Source organism: Pararhodobacter marinus (genome assembly GCF_003122215.1).
GTDB lineage: Bacteria > Pseudomonadota > Alphaproteobacteria > Rhodobacterales > Rhodobacteraceae > Pararhodobacter > Pararhodobacter marinus.
Map to the genome: position 1 here is coordinate 147218 of NZ_QEYD01000010.1, position 14802 is coordinate 162019.

General features: G+C 66.5%; 14 protein-coding genes and 1 riboswitch. Of the genes, 2 read left to right on the forward strand and 12 right to left on the reverse strand.

All coding sequences use genetic code 11. The annotated features are described in order from the left end of the window. Positions 1 to 2: 2 nt before the first annotated feature. From C4N9_RS16335 to C4N9_RS16350, 4 genes are read right to left on the reverse strand one after another with little or no spacing between them, the layout of a single operon-like run. On the reverse strand, positions 3 to 731 hold the full coding sequence (locus C4N9_RS16335; protein WP_109534417.1) for an amino acid ABC transporter ATP-binding protein: 729 nt from the start codon (positions 729 to 731) through the stop codon (positions 3 to 5). Next, complete coding sequence (locus C4N9_RS16340) at positions 728 to 1432, reverse strand: amino acid ABC transporter permease (RefSeq protein WP_109534418.1); 705 nt, start codon at positions 1430 to 1432, stop codon at positions 728 to 730. The genes C4N9_RS16335 and C4N9_RS16340 overlap by 4 nt, the downstream gene beginning before the upstream one ends. After that, positions 1429 to 2154 carry an amino acid ABC transporter permease gene (locus tag C4N9_RS16345; protein WP_168192264.1) on the reverse strand — a complete coding sequence of 242 codons (726 nt, stop codon included), beginning with the start codon at positions 2152 to 2154 and terminating at the stop codon, positions 1429 to 1431. Before C4N9_RS16345 ends, C4N9_RS16340 begins: the two co-directional genes overlap by 4 nt. A gap of 11 nt (positions 2155 to 2165) precedes the next feature. Next, complete coding sequence (locus tag C4N9_RS16350) at positions 2166 to 2987, reverse strand: transporter substrate-binding domain-containing protein (RefSeq protein ID WP_109534420.1); 822 nt, start codon at positions 2985 to 2987, stop codon at positions 2166 to 2168. A 170-nt stretch (positions 2988 to 3157) separates the two neighbouring features. Between C4N9_RS16350 and C4N9_RS16355 the strand changes: the two genes are divergently transcribed. Continuing rightward, on the forward strand, positions 3158 to 4045 hold the full coding sequence (locus C4N9_RS16355; RefSeq protein ID WP_109534421.1) for a LysR family transcriptional regulator: 888 nt from the start codon (positions 3158 to 3160) through the stop codon (positions 4043 to 4045). Positions 4046 to 4109: 64 nt separating this feature from the next. Here C4N9_RS16355 and C4N9_RS16360 read toward each other — a convergent pair whose 3' ends face one another. From C4N9_RS16360 to C4N9_RS22455, 5 genes are all read right to left on the reverse strand, one after another. After that, positions 4110 to 4871 carry an ABC transporter ATP-binding protein gene (locus C4N9_RS16360; RefSeq protein WP_109534422.1) on the reverse strand — a complete coding sequence of 254 codons (762 nt, stop codon included), beginning with the start codon at positions 4869 to 4871 and terminating at the stop codon, positions 4110 to 4112. After that, positions 4868 to 5908: a FecCD family ABC transporter permease gene (locus C4N9_RS16365; protein WP_109534423.1), complete on the reverse strand. Its 1041-nt coding sequence runs from the start codon at positions 5906 to 5908 to the stop codon at positions 4868 to 4870. Before C4N9_RS16365 ends, C4N9_RS16360 begins: the two co-directional genes overlap by 4 nt. Continuing rightward, entirely contained in the window at positions 5905 to 6930 is a 1026-nt protein-coding gene (locus C4N9_RS16370; protein ID WP_109534424.1) for an ABC transporter substrate-binding protein, read from the reverse strand. The genes C4N9_RS16365 and C4N9_RS16370 overlap by 4 nt, the downstream gene beginning before the upstream one ends. A 184-nt stretch (positions 6931 to 7114) precedes the next feature. Further along, positions 7115 to 7315: riboswitch (cobalamin riboswitch) on the reverse strand. A 93-nt stretch (positions 7316 to 7408) separates the two neighbouring features. After that, complete coding sequence (locus C4N9_RS16375; RefSeq protein ID WP_109534425.1) at positions 7409 to 8503, reverse strand: cupin domain-containing protein; 1095 nt, start codon at positions 8501 to 8503, stop codon at positions 7409 to 7411. Positions 8504 to 8542: 39 nt separating this feature from the next. Beyond that, the gene (locus C4N9_RS22455) at positions 8543 to 10567 is read right to left on the reverse strand and encodes an aminotransferase class V-fold PLP-dependent enzyme (RefSeq protein ID WP_342748819.1); all 2025 of its coding nucleotides are present in this window, start codon (positions 10565 to 10567) and stop codon (positions 8543 to 8545) included. 255 nt (positions 10568 to 10822) lie between these two features. Here C4N9_RS22455 and C4N9_RS16390 point away from each other — a divergent pair, with 255 nt between their 5' ends. Then, entirely contained in the window at positions 10823 to 11482 is a 660-nt protein-coding gene (locus C4N9_RS16390) for a GntR family transcriptional regulator (RefSeq protein WP_168192265.1), read from the forward strand. Here C4N9_RS16390 and C4N9_RS16395 read toward each other — a convergent pair. The 3 genes from C4N9_RS16395 to C4N9_RS16405 are packed head-to-tail and all read right to left on the reverse strand — an operon-like array spanning position 11473 to position 14802. Further along, positions 11473 to 12867 carry a M20 family metallopeptidase gene (locus C4N9_RS16395; RefSeq protein ID WP_109534427.1) on the reverse strand — a complete coding sequence of 465 codons (1395 nt, stop codon included), beginning with the start codon at positions 12865 to 12867 and terminating at the stop codon, positions 11473 to 11475. The two genes, C4N9_RS16390 and C4N9_RS16395, sit on opposite strands and share 10 nt — an antisense overlap. Further along, complete coding sequence (locus tag C4N9_RS16400) at positions 12860 to 13831, reverse strand: ABC transporter ATP-binding protein (RefSeq protein WP_109534428.1); 972 nt, start codon at positions 13829 to 13831, stop codon at positions 12860 to 12862. The genes C4N9_RS16395 and C4N9_RS16400 overlap by 8 nt, the downstream gene beginning before the upstream one ends. Next, on the reverse strand, positions 13828 to 14802 hold the full coding sequence (locus tag C4N9_RS16405; RefSeq protein ID WP_342748820.1) for an ABC transporter ATP-binding protein: 975 nt from the start codon (positions 14800 to 14802) through the stop codon (positions 13828 to 13830). Before C4N9_RS16405 ends, C4N9_RS16400 begins: the two co-directional genes overlap by 4 nt.

Sequence of the window (14802 nt, forward strand, 5' to 3'; positions counted from 1 at the left end):
TTTCAGTGTCCGAGGATGTCTTGCAGAAAGGCGCGTGCCCGCGCGCTTTCGGGGGCTGAAAAGAACTGGCCGGGGCTGGTATCTTCGACGATGCGGCCATCGGCCATGAAAATGATGCGGCTGGCCACGTCGCGGGCAAAGCCCATCTCGTGGGTGACGCACAGCATGGTCATGCCGTCCTGCGCCAGTTCGCGGATGACTGACAGGACCTCGCCCACCATTTCCGGATCCAGCGCCGAGGTCGGCTCGTCGAACAGCAAGACCGGCGGCTCCATCGCCAGCGCGCGGGCGATGGCGATGCGCTGCTGCTGACCGCCCGACAACGTGTCGGTATGCACGTCGCGCTTGTCGCGCAGGCCGACGCGGTCCAGAAGCTGCATCGCCCTCGCCTCGGCCTCGTCCCGGGTCAGGCCCTTCAGCTTGCGCGGGGCCAGCGTGATGTTGTCGATCACCGACAGATGCGGGAACAGGTTGAACTGCTGGAACACGAAGCCGATCCCCTGCCGCTGCCTGCGGATCTCGCGGGACTTGGGATCGACGGTCTCGCCATCCACGGTGATCGTGCCGCTGTCGATGGTTTCCAGCCCGTTGATCGTGCGGAGCAGAGTGGTCTTGCCCGACCCGGACGGCCCGCACAGCACCAGAACCTCGCCGGGCTTCACGTTCAGCGAGATGTCTTTCAGGACATGCAGCCGGTCGAAATGCTTGTCGAGATGGGTGATCGTGATCATGAGGCGGGTTCCGTCGCGATTTTCTGGGCCTTGCCGACGCACCGTTCCAGTCGGCGGCCGATCAGCAACAGCGGGTAGCACAGGGCGAAATAGGCGAGCGCCAGCAGCGCGTAGACCTGGATCGCCTGCCCCGGCAGGTTGTCGGCCAGATCCAGAAAGGTCTGCGTGGCCTCGGTCGCCCCGATGGCGGCACCCAGCGCGGTTTCCTTGATCAGCAGCGAAAGCTGGCTGACAAGGCTGGGCAGCATGTTGCGCAAGGCCTGCGGCAGGATGATGTGGCGCATGGTCTGCACCCGGCCGAAACCCAGCGACAAGGCCGCCTCGGTCTGGCCGCGCGGCAGGGCGTCGATCCCGGCGACGACGATCTTCGAGATATAGGCGCCGTTGAACAGCACCAGCGTGATCAGCATGGTGATCGCCGGCGGAAAGGATACGCCGATGATCGCGGGCATCAGGAAATAGACCCACAGCACATGCAAAAGCAGCGGCACCGAGCGGATATAGAACACGATCAGCTCGGCCAGCGCCTTGACCGGGCGGAAGCGGCTGCGCAGCGGCACCGCCATCAGCAAGCCCACCGGCATGGCCAGAACCAGCCCGCTCACCGCCAGGATCACGGTCAGCGCCAGCCCGCCCAGCGGCGTGTGGGGGAAACCGCCGATCAGCAGCTGCATCCCGTAAGTCTGCAGGATCTCGATCATGCGCTCTGCTCCCGCGTGGCGGGTGTGCGCTCGGGCTCGGTCCGATGCGACAGCGCGGTGCGGCTATAGGCGCGGCTGGCCAGCGTCAGAAGCGCGCAGATCACCACATAGACCAGCGTGGCCGAGGCATAGGGCATCAGCGGCTCGTAGGTGATGTCCTGAATGCGGCGGGCCTGATAGACCAGTTCGGGCACGCCGATCATCAGCGCGATCGAGGTATTCTTGGTCAGCGTCATCGCCTGCCCCAGAAGCGGCGGCACGGTGATGCGGAAGGCTTGCGGCAGGATGATGTAGCGGAAGGTTTCGAAGCCCGAGAACCCCAACGACAGCGACGCCTCGCTTTGCCCGCGCGGGATCGACCGCAGCCCCGAACGCAGGTCTTCGGAAATGAAGGCACCCGCATAGATGGAAATCGCCACCGCGGCGCAGATGAAATTCACATCGCGCGCATACAGCCACATCCGCAGCCCGTCGGGCAGAAGCTCGGGCGCGCCGAAATACCAGAAGATCACATGCACCAGCAGCGGCACGGAGCGGATGGCATCGACCAGCAGACCCACGGCCTGCTGGACGATCCAGAGCGGCGAGAGGCGGATCAGCGTCAGCACGACGCCGATCACGAAGCTCGCGGCCAGGGTGACCCCGCTCAGTTGCAGGGTGACGATCAATCCCTTGAGCAACAGCTCGCCGTATCGACCGCTCAGAAACTCGATCAGGGTCACGCTTCCGGTCCTTATTCGGCCGGCAGGTTGTCGGTGTTGATGGTGAAGTTGCGCTCCATCCCCATCGGCGTCTCGGCGCCGAAATAGCGGTTGAAGCTGGCCAGGGCCGAGCCGTCGGCCTCCATGCCCAGAAGCGCCTCGTTCACCGCCTCGAGCAGCGCGGTCTCACCCTTGCGCACGCCGACGCCCAGCCAGTCATCGGTCAGGAAACCGTCGAGCAGGTGATATTCGCCCGGCGCACCGCTCATCTGGCCCAGAAGCGTGGTCTCGTCGCCCGCCATCGCCTGCACCATGCCGCGCTGCAACGCCAGGAAGGTGTTGGCCGGGGTCGGGAAGCCGACGGCGGCCGAGTCGGGGAAGCGCTCTTCGACGATCATCGAGGCCATGCCGCTTTCCGGCACGGCGATGCGGTGGCCGTTGAGCTGGTCCATTTCGGTGATGTCGCTGTCATTGGGGACGGACACGCGCACGCCGGTGCGGAAATAGGGGATCGAGAAATCGACCTGCTGCGCCCGTTCGGGCGTGATGGTCAGCGCCGCGGTGGCGATGTCGATCCGGCCCGCCGTCAGGTCGGGGATCCGCGACGCGCCGGTGACATAGCGCAGTTCGGGCGTGACGCCCAGATGGTCGGCGATGGCGTTGCAGACCTCGACGTCGAAGCCGACCGGCGTGCGGTCATTGTCGCTTTCAAGATACGAGAACGGCACATAGTTCGAGGGCACGCCGCAGACCAGAACCCCGGCGTCGCGGATCTCGGCAAGCTGGTCGGCCTGGGCCGCCCCCGCCATCAGCGCAAGCCCCGTTCCGGCCAGAAGAATGGACAGTCTTTTCATGATCTCTCTCCCTGATCGCGGCGGCTATTGGAAAGGATTTCCTCATGTCTTCCGGCCCGCAGCCACCGCCGAAAACTGGGCAGAGCATTGAAATTATTCTCGACAACCACAAGAAAATTCTGATTGATAACTATCAAGATAACCCTTTATAATAACGGGCCTGTGCGGCAATGCTGAACCTCACCATCCGCCAGATGCGGGCGATCCAGACCATCAGCGATTGCGGCAGTTTCGCCGCTGCCGCGCGGCAGCTCAACGTCTCGGCCGCCGCGCTCAGCGCGATGATCCGCGAGACCGAGGCCTCAATCGGGTTCCGCGTGTTCGAGCGCACGACGCGCTCGCTTGGCCTGACCGATACCGGGGCCGAGTTCCTGCCGCATGTGCAGCGTATCCTGCTGGAGATGGAGCGCGCCGAGACCTTCGTGCGACGCCGCCGCGAGGCCGAGAACGCAACGTTGCGCATCGCGGCCACGCAATTCCTGTCCTGCACCACCCTGCCACCCCTGCTTCAGGCCTTTCGCACCGCCGAGCCCGAGGCGCGGCTGCAGCTGATCGACAGCGCCATCGACGACGTGATCGAGACAGTCCGCTCGGGCGAGGCGGATCTGGGCGTCTATCTGGACGTGGAAAGCGACGAGACGCTGGAAGCGGTGCCGCTGTTCCGCTCGGCGCTGTGCGTGGTGATGGCGCCCGCGCATCCGCTGGCCGGCTTGCCGCAGATCGCGTGGTCGCAGCTTGCCGGTCACAACATCATCTATCTGGGGCGCGAAGAGAAACTGCGCCACAATCTGGCCGAGGCCGGCATTGCCCTGACCCTGCCGCATCAGCGCGTCGCACATGGGACCAGCGCGCTGGCGCTGATCGCGGCGGGCGAAGGGATCGCGGTGATGACGCGCTATGTGCAGCCGATGCTGCCGATCTACGGGCTGCGCATGGTGTCCCTGGTCGATCCGCCGCTCGACCGGCAGGTCGTCGTGGTGCACCGTCGCCGGGCGCCCTTGTCACGCATGGCGAAGAAGTTCGTGGCCTTCGCGCGCGAGGCGAAAATGGGCGACTAGCCGCGCGCTATCGCGGCTGGGCTGGGTGGCGCGGCGACCATCCGGGCCAGCGGAGGCAGGAGGCTCATCGAGGTTCCTCCATCGGCAGGAAGCGGAACAGCGTGGAGCCGTCCTCGGGATCGGTCATCGGCATGGCGCGGACGCGAAAGATCCGGCCCAGCGTATCGGGCGTCAGCACGTCGGACGGGGCGCCACAGGCGACCATCCGGCCTTCGGACATCACGCCCAGCCGGTCGCACATCATCGCCTGATTGAGGTCATGCAGCGCCATCACCACCGTGACCGGCAGCGCCGCCACCAGTCCCAGAAGCGCCAGCTGGTGATGGATGTCGAGATGGTTGGTCGGCTCGTCCAGAATCAGCGCCCGGGGCTGTTGCGCCAGCGCCCGGGCGATATGGATCCGCTGCCTCTCGCCGCCCGACAGGGTCGACCATGGCCGTTTTGTCATGCCGGTCATGTCGACGGCCGCGAGCGCCTCGTCGACGATCCGCGTGTCCTCGGGGCCAAAGGGGGACAGCGGGGACAGCCACGGCGTGCGGCCCAGTTCGACCGCGTCACGGACGCTCAGCGCTTCGCCGGTATCGGCGAACTGCTCGACCATGGCGATGCGCTGCGCGACCTGGCGGCGGGTGAGCTGCCCCAGCGGCACGTCATCGAGCCGCACCTCGCCCGCCGCGCGGGGCATCAGGCCCGCCAGCAGTTTCAGCAGCGTCGACTTGCCGGATCCGTTCGGTCCGATCAGGCCAAAGGTCTCGCCCGGGCGGATCTCGCAGGAAACGCCGCGCACGATGTTGCGCCAGCCCAGATCGCGGGCCTCGATCTTCATGCGCGCCTCCGGTTGCGGATGAGGATCAGCGCGAAACCCGGCGCGCCGACCAGCGCGGTGACCACCCCGATGGGCACGACCTGCCCGGGGATCAGCACGCGCGACGCGATGTCGGCGGCGATCAGGAAAATCGCCCCGGCCAGCGCCGAGGCGGGGACCAGCCGGGCATGGCGGGGACCGACCAGCAGGCGCACGGCATGGGGGATCACCAGACCGACGAAACCGATCGACCCGACAAGGCTGACCAGCGTGGCGGTCATCAGCGTGACAGCCGCGATCAGCACAAGCTGAACGCGCCGCACCGCAATGCCCAGCGCCGCCGCCGCGCCCGAGCCGAACGAGAACGCATCCAGCGGCCGGACATGGGCCAGACAGACCAGAAAGCCCGCCCCGACGACCGGCAGCGCCATCGTCACATCCGGCCAGCGTACCCCCGACAGGTTGCCCAGCAACCAGAACATCAGCCCCCGCGCCTGTTCGGCATTGGCGGATTTGGCGATCAGGAAGGATGTCAGCGCGTTGAACAGCTGCGATCCGGCGATCCCGGCCAGAACCAGCTGCGCGGGACCGCCCCCCGCCGCGCGGGCCAGCAGCGCCACCAGCACGAAGGCCGCCGTGGCGCCGCCGAACGCACCGGCGGACAGGCCGATGGCCCCGCCGCCGATCCCCAAGAGCGCCACGGACACGGCACCGGCACCGGCGCCGGCGGACACGCCCAGCAGATACGGATCGGCGAGCGCGTTGCGCACCAGCGCCTGCAACACCACCCCCGACAGCGCCAGCCCCGCGCCACAGGCGGCGGCGACCAGCGTGCGCGGCAGGCGATAGCTCCACAGGATCCCGGCGTCGATCGGGTCCAGCGCGCGCTCGGCGCCCCAGAGCTTCACCGCCAGCACGTCACCCACAAGCCGAAGGGGCAGCGCCGTCTCGCCGACAATGACGCCGGCAAGAACCGCCAGCGCCAGAAGCACCGCCCCCAGCCCCACGCGCGGCAGCACCGGCAGCGTCAGCGCCACAAGCGCCGCCCGGCGCGTCATTGCAGGTCAAGCCCGGCCAAGGCGGCGGACAGGGTTTCCAGAGCGTCGATATTGCGGATCGACGGGTCCATGCCATGCGCGTCCAGAACGACGATGCGGTTGTGGCGCACCGCGTCCATCTGGCTTGCCACCGGATCGGTGCGCAGAAAGTCCAGCTTGCGCTCGACATCGTCCGCCTCGAAGCGGCGGCGATCCATGCGGGCCAGCACGATCACCGTGGGATTGGCGCGCGCGATGGTTTCCCAGCCGACGACGGGCCATTCCTCGTTGCTGTCGATGATGTTGCGCAGGCCCAGCGCCTCCATCATGTAGGCCGGAGCGCCCCCCTGCCCGGCGACATAGGGGTCGATATCCATCTCGGCAGACGAGAACCAGAACACCGCCGACGCATCGCCCAGGTCGAGCGCCCGCGCGGCGTCGATCGCCGCCTCTTCGCGCGCGCGCAGGTCATCGAGCAGCGCGGCACCGCGCTCGGGCACATCGAAGATCCGCGCCAGTTCGTCGATGCCCTGATACAGGCTCTCGATCGAATAGGGCGCAAGCCGGGTGCCGTCCGAGCCGACGGAATTGTCCTTGCCTTCGCAATCCGAGGGCAGCGTGTAGGTCGGGATGCCAAGGTCGGCGAACTGGTCGCGGGTGCCGACGCTGCCTTGCGGCCCGATATGCCATTCGTACTGCACGGCGACCAGATCGGGGCGCAGGGCGACGACGCTTTCGAAGCTGGGATCGTTGTCGGCCAGACGCGGAACACCGGCATTCACCGTCTCGAATTGCGGCAGGACGGCCGAGAACCAGACCGACGTGCCAAGCACCCGGTCGCCCAGATCCAGCGCGTAAAGGATCTCGGTCGCGGCCTGACCGACCGTCACCGTGCGAACGGGCGCGGCGTCGAAGGTCAGATCGACCCCGCAATTGGACAGGTGCAGCGGGTATTCGGTCTGCGCCAGCGCCGGAAACGCGCAGAACAGGGGGGCCGCCAGAAGCACGGCGCCGCGCAGGGCGGAGGAGAGGGGGAACGGCATGGGAAAGCTCCGGTTGAAAGGGCGACCGGAGACAGGAAGGAGAGGGCAAAGAACCGGGTCTGCCCGATAGCTGTCCCCGGCCTTTGCCCGCGGGGCAAAGGATCGGAAGCTGGCGATGGCGCGCAGGGCTGCGCGCGCGGGGAAAAACACCATGAGACACCTCCCCGGACACCCCGCCCGGGCCGCGTTGCTGACGATGTCGGCAGGTCTCCTGACTGGCGGATCGTGGCTTGCAGCGCCTTCCCATGAACCGGCGGACCGGATCACAGTGGCTCATCGCTGCGCGCTCACCGCCTACAGTTGCGGGGGCAGTTTCGGTTCGCCGGCGGACCGGCGGCGAATTCCCTTTTGATCCCTTGCGGGAACCGACGCCTCCTGCCTATCGGGCAGGACCCGTTTTGGCAAGTCCCGCGGGCAGGCCGGGGGCGGCCGGGGGACAGGCCCCGCCGCGACGCCCCCCCGCGCGGCAACCGGGGGGTCAGGCCTGCAGCCGGGTGACGAAATCCCCGCGCAGGGCGACTTCCAGAAGCTCCAGATCGTCGGACGCGGCCTCGTATCGCACCGTCAGGCCCGGGGGGATGACGAAGGCGTCGCCCGGTTCCAGATCGCGCGGCTCCTGCCCGTCGGCGCTGAGCCGCATGGTGCCGTCCATCACGAAGGTGAAATGGATGTCGGCGTCATGGCTGTAGGGCCGGGGCTGTCCCTCGCCCCTGCGGATGACCTGAATACCGGCGACCCCTTTGGTCCCGGCGCTCATGCCCGTGTCGCGCGCGGTGAAGCCCGGCACGCGAAACGGGGCCCAGACGGCCTCGTCCTTCCGGTGATGAACAAATCTCTGCCCGTCCCATTCGCGCGCCGGATCGCCCTTGCCGTTGGGAAGGGTCATCTCGTGGTCGATGGTCGTCACATGCTCGGCCGGGACACCGATCTCGATCACCTCGATATTGGGCGAGGCATGGACGACCCGGTGACGGATGCCCGGCGGCTGGTTGACGCAATCGCCGGCATGCAGGCGGATCATCTCGCCCTGATCCTCGTAAAGCACATCGACCCAGCCGCGATAGCAGAAGATCAGCTGAAAACCGACGGTGTGGTAATGCACCATGTCCGGCACCGGGCCACCATCGGGAATGCGGATATGGCTGGCGATGACCGAACCGCCCAGGCGCGTCGGGATCAGGTCGCGATAATGCATGCCCGCGCGACCGATGACCCAGGGCGCATTGTCGCGCAGGCGCTGCACGGCAAAGGCGTGCTCGGTGGTGATGGGCTCGACCGCGGGCGTCAGCGGCACGATCTGAACCTCGGTGCCGTTCGGGGCGGTCAGCCGGCGCTGCCCCTGCGCGAAGCTGTCGGGGTCGTCGGTAAGAATGCGGATCAGGCCGGGCGCGACCGGAGCCCCCTTTTCCACGCGCACCCGCAGCCCGTGGCCCGAGAAACTGGCGACCGCCGGGCTGTCAGCCGGATAGATGTTCTCAAGCCGCATGCCCAGGGTTCGGGTAAAGAAGGGAATGTCGTCGCGCAGCTCCTGCGTCGGGACGACGATTTCGGCAAGGATCTTCTGGTCGGTCATGGGTTCTCTCTGGCATCGGACGGGGCAGCGTTCAGGATCTTAGCGCGGCTGCGGGGTCTGTCTCACTGAGGGCTGCCCTACAAGGGCCAGCGCCCGGATCGGCGAGCCGGTTCCGCCTTCGATCTTCAAGGGCGCTGCCATCAGGATCGCGCCCTTGGGAGGAAGCTGGTCGAGATTGCACAGGCTGGCAAGCCCGAAGCAATTGTCCCGGTGCAGGAAGTTATGCGCGGGAAAGGGCGGGCTGAAACTGGCGGCCATCCCCGCATCGGTGCCGACGCATTGCGTGCCCCAGCCGACGATGCCCTTCGACAGCAGGTAATTCATGCAATCGGCCGACGGGCCGGGCGTATGGGCGCCCCCGTGGTCCGGATCGGGGTCCATGTTGAGAAACAGGTCGGCGTCCTGCATCCGCTTGTCCCAGTCGGTGCGCATGACGACCCATTCACCGGGTCCGATCTCGCCGTGGCTGGCCTCCCATTCCTTGACCCGCTGCGCGGTCAGCAGGAAATCGGGATCGGCGGCGGCCTCGGCGGTACAGTCGATCACGTTCACGGGCGCCATCAGCCGCTGCACATCCAGCGTGTCGGTGGCGCCGTCGGGAAGGTCCTTGCCGCTCAGCCAGTGATGCGGCGCGTCGAAATGGGTGCCGGAATGCTCGCCCAGCTCCATCCAGTTCCACGCCCAGTACGGGCCGTTCTTGTCGTATGCGCTGATCTTGTGGATCTTAACCCCGGGCGTGTTGCGCGCGAAATCCTCGGGCAGGCGCAGCAACGGGGTATCCGGACCCAGCGGCGCCGTGCAATCGACAATGCGGATGGCTCCGCTCAGCAGCGCCTGTCCGAGGCCGCGCAGATCGTCCATCGCGATATCCGCCGTCATGTCGTCCCGTGCCAGAGTGATGCCCTGCCCGGCAAAACGGGACTGACGGCGATCCATCGTGCGCCCGGTGATGTCGAACACCGTTTCGATGGCGCTTTCTTCGGTGACGATCCCGGGCGAAAGCCGCAGGATCGAATCGCGGCAATCGACCGAGTAACCCTCGACCCCCAGCGCGCCGACCACCGCCGCCGCCTCGGCCCCGGAGGGCATCTGCAGCATGACCGCCCCGCCCCGGCGCCCGGCCTCGCGCGGGGACAAGAGAGGCAAGCCCAGCGCGTCGGCCTGATCGATGATATGCTCGACCATCGCGCGATTGCGGGCGGCAATGGCGGTCTGGTCCTGCGCGGTGAACCAGCGAAGGGCGGGCAGCGACGCGATCGCCGCGACCGATCCCGGCGTTCCGCTGTCGAAACGCCGCATGTCCGGAGCGTACTGAAACCTGTCGAGATCCCACGAGAAGGGGTTGTTCTGGCTGAACCAGCCGCGCGCTTCGGGCTGCAGGTCGTCCAGCAGCCCCTTGTCGGCATAGAGGATCCCGGCCCCGGGTGTTCCGCAAAGCCATTTCAGGCTGGTCGAGATGACGAAATCCACGCGCGGCGCGCTGACATCAAAGGGCAAGAGCCCCGCCGCCTGGGTGATGTCCGCCACCATCAGGCTCCCCATGGCCCGCCCATGCGCGACAAGAGCGGGATAATCCATGCGCGCCGAGGCCGTCGACGTCACCCAGGTCAGCAGCGACAGCGCGACATCGCGGTCCCATTGCGCGATGAAATCTTCCGTCTCGGCCCAGAACTTGCCGTCCGAGCGCGGCACCGTCACCAGCGTGAAGCCGATTTTCTCGGCCAGACCGGTCAGCAGGAAATGCAGGGATGGAAAGCAATCGGCGCCGACCAGTACTTTCCTGCCCTTGAGCAGACCTTCGGGCAGGGCGCGCATCAGCTTGTGCATCCCTTCGGTCACGTTGTCGACATGCGTGACCGAGCCCCTGGGCGCGCCGATCAGAGACCCCCAGGCATCCAGATACTCCTGCCGCTTCCGCATCACATACCCCCATTGCCGGTCTTCAGGTTCGGCCCAGATCGCGGCAAATTCGGCCATCGCCCGCGCGAGGTCTTCCTCCTTGCCGGGATACATCCCGATCGAATGATATAGGAAGTAGCCGGCGGCCTTGGTATTGCGGGTCATGCCCTGTCCTTTTGTCACGGTGCCCGCTTCGGGCCGTCGTCTCGCAGCCGACCGGAAGTTCCCGTGCCGTGGCGGTTGCGACTTATGCTCGCGAAACTACGAAACAGTATTCTTTTGTCAACGCGAATCGGGGTGAATCTTTGGATCCATGGCACATAATCGTTGATTAATCTGCGATAAATGCCTGGTTGTGCATGGGACTTGCGAATAATAGTATACGATTTAACCGCCGCCCTGAGACAGGAAAGCCCCGGAATGTCCCGAACCAGTCACCGTCAGCGCATCCACGATACCATTCGGTCCCGCATTCTCAGGGCCGAGATCGGCCCCGAAGACCGCCTGGTCGATACCGTCATCGCCACAGAGATGGGCGTCTCGCGAATGCCCGTGCGCGAAGCGCTCATGCAACTGGTCAGCGAAGGGTATCTCGAAGGCACCTCGCGCGGATTTTCTCTGCCGAGCCTCTCGCACGAGCGGGTGCTCGACATCTATCTCCTGCGCCGTCTGCTCGAGCCGCACGCCGCCGCCTGCGCCGCCCAGTCGCGCAGCGAAGAGGCGCTGGCGAAGATGAAAGAGGCGGTCGCGGCCTCGGCCGCGACGCTGGAAACGGGCGAGTTCGAGCCGTTCCTGCGCGCCTCGGAACTCTATCGCAACACGTGGCTGGCCGAAGTGCCGAACCCCGAGTTGCGCGCGGCGATCCACCGGCTGTCGGGGCAGGTGCAGACCGTGCGCCTGCTCACCATGCGCGACCCCGATGCGCATCGCGCCGTCATCGCGGGACAAAAGGCGCTTCTGGACGCCATCATCCGCAAGGACGCGCTGGAAGCCGCGAACTGCACCCTGCGCTATGTCTTTGCGGGCGAAGCCAGCTACCGGGCGCAGAATATCGACAACAAGAGCCACGATCAGGGGTGACCCGCCTGGCCAAGATCCCAGAAGATCCCGGCCATCAGCGCCAGCCCCTCGCGCACGATGGAAAGCGGCAGGTGCTCGTCCGCGCCGTGCTGGCGGCAACCGGGATAGGAATGCGGCACCCAGATGGTCGGCAGGCCCAGCGTATCGGTAAACAGCGCATTGGGCAGTGAGCCGCCGAGATTGGGCAGGATCACCGGCGCCCGCCCCGCGGTCTGCTCCATCGACGCCGCGATGAAGCGCACCCAGGGCCCGTCCAGGTCCGAACGGCTGGCCGGGAAGCCAGGCGTATCGTCCATCACCACGCGCACCCGGCCATGGCCGGCGGCATCCAGCGCCTCTTGAATCGCAGGCTTCACGCGGGACTGGTCAACGCCGACCGGATGGCGCAGCTGCAATCGCGCGCGGGCCGTCGGAGGGATCGCGTAGAGCGGGTTGGCGATGTTGCCGACCTCGATCTCCATCACTTCCAGCGTCGACCACGCATAGACCCGCTCGGGCTGCGACAGGCCCGGCGCCCCCCACCACGGGTCCAGATCCGGGTCGCCCGGCGCGGTCTGGATGACGAAATCCTTCAGCGCGGCGCGGACATTGGCGGGAATCGTTCCGGGGGTCAGCTCGGGCACAAGGCATTCGCCCTTGGGCCCGATCAGCGCGGTGATGGCATGGGCCAGCTCGACGCCCGGATTGGCCAGAAGCCCGCCCCAATTGCCCGAATGGTGATAGCCCTCACGCGCGATCAGCTCCAGATGGATGTCGATCCCCCCGCGCGAGCCCAGAAAGATCGTCGGATCCTTCAGTGTCATGCGCGGTCCGTCCGAGGCGATCAGCAGATCGGCGGCCAGATCGGCGCGATAGGTGTCGCAGATCGCATCCAGCCCGGGCGAGCCCGATTCCTCGCCCATCTCGACAAGGTATTTCAGGTTGAAGCCCAGCGCGCCACGGGTTTCCAGCACCGCCTCCAGCGCGGCAAGATTGACCGAATGCTGCCCCTTGTTGTCCGCCGTGCCGCGCCCGTACCAGCGGCCGTCGCGCTCGGTCATGTCGAAGGGCGACAGGCCGGGCGACCATTGTTCGGGAATGCCGGTCACGACGTCGCCATGCGCATACATCAACACCGTGGGACGCGCCGGGTCCTCGATCCGCTCGGCCAGCAGGAAAGGACCGGGCGCCGCGTCATGCGGCAACAGGCGGCAGGTGAAGCCTAGCCTTTCGTAAAGCGGGATCATCTCGGCCGTCTGATAGGCCTCGATTTCCGCTTTCCGGTCGGGATTGCGCGATTCCGTGGGCATCGCCACCCGGCGGCGCAGGTCGGCCTCGAAGCGACCGGACTCCAAAGACGCCAGAGCGTTGGCAATGGCGGTGTCGCGGGTTCGGATGTCAGGCATGGGCGGTCTCGGTTTCGGTCAGAAGGCAGGAGGCGCCGCCGGTCGTGGCCGTCACCGGCGCCGGGACGCGGGTGCGGCAGGCCTCGAAGGCCAGCGGGCAGCGGGGATGAAACGTGCAACCCGGTGCGGGATGCAGCGGGTCCGGGAAACCGGCGCCCAGCGCCAGATCCGGCACCCCCTGCCCCGGCGCGACGGTCAGCACCGAATCCAGCAGGGCGCGCGTATAGGGATGTTGTGGCGCGTCGAAGATCCGGTCGGTCGTGTTCATCTCGATCACCCGGCCAAGATACATCACCGCCACGCGGTCGGCGATATGTTCGACAACCGACAGGTTGTGCGAGATGAAAACGTAGGTGAGGTTGAACTCGGCCTTCAGCTCCATCAGCAGGTTCAGGATCTGGCTCTGGACCGAGGCATCAAGCGCCGAGGTCGGTTCGTCGCAGATCACCAGATCTGGTCGCATGACTAGAGCGCGGGCGATAGCCACGCGCTGACGCTGACCACCTGACAGCTCTTTCGGATAGCGGTCGGCAAAGCGCGCGGGCAGGCCCACCCGGTCCATCATCGCGCGCGCGGTTCTTTCCTGCTCGGCGCGCGAACCGAGACCGTGAACCCGCAGGGGGACGCTGACGATATCCAGGATCGTCTTGCGCGGATTGAGCGATGAAAACGGGTCCTGAAACACCGGCTGAACCCGGCGGGCGAAAGCCGCGCGGCTGGTCTGCGCCATGGGCTTGCCGTCGAAGATCACCGCGCCTTCGGACGGCGGCAGCAGGTTCAGCAACATCTGTGCCAGCGTGGATTTGCCACAGCCGGATTCACCGACGATGCCCAGGGTTTCGCCGCGATGGACCCGCAGATCGACACCGTTCACGGCGTTCAGCGTTGCCTTGGGTTTGAACACGCCCTGGCTCACCGTGAAACGGCGGTGCAGATCGACGGTTTCCAGGATCGGCTGGCTCATGTCGTGCCCTCCTGAAGCGTGGTTTCGTGCAGGCAGACCCATTGATGACTGCCCGTGCCATGGGTGGGAATGACGCCTTCGCAGCCCGCTGTCGCCAGCGCGCAGCGGGTTCGAAAGGCACAGCCGCGAACATCGCCGATCATCGCCGGCACGACGCCCGGGATCGTCCCCAGCATCGCGCCCCGCTCGGTCTTGCCGGGCTGGGGAATGCAATCGATCAGCGCGCGGGTATAGGGGTGGCGGGGATTGTCGAAAATCTCGGCCACATTGCCTTCCTCGACGCGGGTGCCCGCATACATCACGACCACCCGGTCGGCGATCCGCGACACGAGGCCCAGATCATGCGTGATGAAAATGATGGCGATGCCCAGCCGTTTCTGCAGATCGCGCAACAGCCGCAGGATCTGCGCCTGTATCGTCACATCCAGCGCCGTCGTCGGCTCGTCCGCGATCAGCAGTTTCGGCGAGGTCATCAGCGCCATCGCGATCATCACGCGCTGACGCAGCCCGCCCGACAATTGGTGCGGATATTGCCCCAGCCGCTTTTCGGGCGAGGCGATGCCGACTTCGTTCAGCATCTCGATGGCGCGGGCCCGCGCGGCGGCCGGCGTGGCGCCGCTATGGTGAATATAGGCCTCGGTCATCTGGTCGCCGATCGGAAAGGCCGGGTTCAGCGCGGTCATCGGCTCTTGAAAGATCATCGCCATCTGGTTGCCGCGGACGGCGCGGATGCCGCCGGGACGGGTCAGATCCGTCTCACCCATGGTCATCCCTGCGACCGAGCGGCGGGCGATGCGTGGCAGCAGGTCCATGATCGCCAGCGAGGTCATCGATTTCCCGCAGCCGGATTCACCGACGATGCACAGCGTCTCGCCCTCGGCCACGCAGAAGGACAGATCACGCACCGCATGAAGCGCCGTTGCCCCCCGGCCGAAATCCACGCTCAGCTTGTCCACGGTCAGAAGCGTCAT